The organism is Haloglomus irregulare (genome assembly GCF_007421925.1).
GTDB lineage: Archaea > Halobacteriota > Halobacteria > Halobacteriales > Haloarculaceae > Haloglomus > Haloglomus irregulare.
In genome coordinates, this window is the sequence record NZ_QMDX01000052.1 from 1 (window position 1) to 1,194 (window position 1,194).

Sequence of the window (1,194 nt, forward strand, 5' to 3'; positions counted from 1 at the left end):
CGGGCCCGACCACCGCGAGCAGGTCGTTCTCGTGGTCCAGCTTCACGTCGTACACCTGTTCGAGGCGGCCGTTCCCCGCGCCGGCCCAGGGTTCGCGGTTCTCGTGGACGACGACGGGGTCGGCCGGATCCGAGCAGTCGACGACGGCGAACCCGTCGGTGACCGCGAGGAAGACGGTCCGGCCGTCGGCGCTCACGACGCCCTCCTTCGTCCCCGGAACCCGGAGCTGGGCCAGTGGCGCGTAGCCGTCGGGGGCTGCCCTCGGCGCCGCCGACCCGTCGGGCTGGGCCGAGACAGGGGCCGCACCGGCGACGGCGAGGGCCGGCGGGAGCGCAGCACTGCGACGGAGGAAGGACCGGCGGTTCACGCCCGCATTCACCGGCGGGCGGGACTAAGCCTTGTGGTCGGATGTCGTGGCGGGCGGCGGGTCAGCCCCCGTCGTCCCGCCCCAGCAGTCGCCGGGCGGCCAGGCCAGCCCCCGCGAGTCCCGACACCCCGGCGAGCGGGCCCAGCCCCGACTGCCCGTCGGTCGCGGTGGTCGTCCCGTCGGCCGGAGGACCGGGGTCGCGGAAGGTGTAGAGCGCCGCCGCGTCGAGGACGAACCCGCCGTCGTCGTCCCGGCCCTTCCACGACGGCGCGACGAAGGCGCCGTCCGTGGCCGGCTCGGCGTTCCAGAACGCCGTCCCGTGGGAGTCGCGCCAGCGCGCCAGGAGTTCGGGCTCTACCGGGTCGCGCACGTCGTACACCCGGACGCCGCCCCGGTACCAGGAGGTGTAGAGCCGGTCGCCACGGAACTCGAAGTTGTGCGAGGTGGTCGGGACGCCGCCCAGCGTCGGGTCCGGGGTCGGCGGCGGGTCGATGACGGCCAGTTCCTCCGGCGCGCCGGGGTCGCTGGCGTCGTAGAGTGTAATGGCGCCCGGGCCACCCCCGTCGTCGTCGTCGGGAGTCACGTCCCAGGACTCGACGCCGACGCCGAGCAGCCCGTCCCCGTCCGTCGCCGCGTGGTGGTGGTTGCCGGGCGGCTCCGTCGCCGCGGTCCGGGACTCATCGCCGGTGAACGCGGCGAGTTCGGCGGGGCTCCGGCCGCCGATCCGGGCCAGAAAGGTCGGGCTGCTCGGGTCGCTCACGTCGAGGAGGACCGTCCCGGCGTCCCAGTGGGCGAGGTAGGCGACGCCGTCGTGGACCGTCAGGTCG

Annotated in this window: 1 protein-coding gene and 1 pseudogene; both read right to left on the reverse strand. The window is 75.3% G+C overall.

Annotated features, from left to right (window positions below; genetic code table 11):
* Positions 1-367 (reverse strand): annotated as a pseudogene (locus tag DP107_RS19680) (hypothetical protein); the annotation flags it as partial.
* 61 nt (positions 368-428) lie between these two features.
* The coding region (locus DP107_RS19685; protein ID WP_394348562.1) for an LVIVD repeat-containing protein at positions 429-1,194 on the reverse strand (766 nt) is incomplete at its 5' end.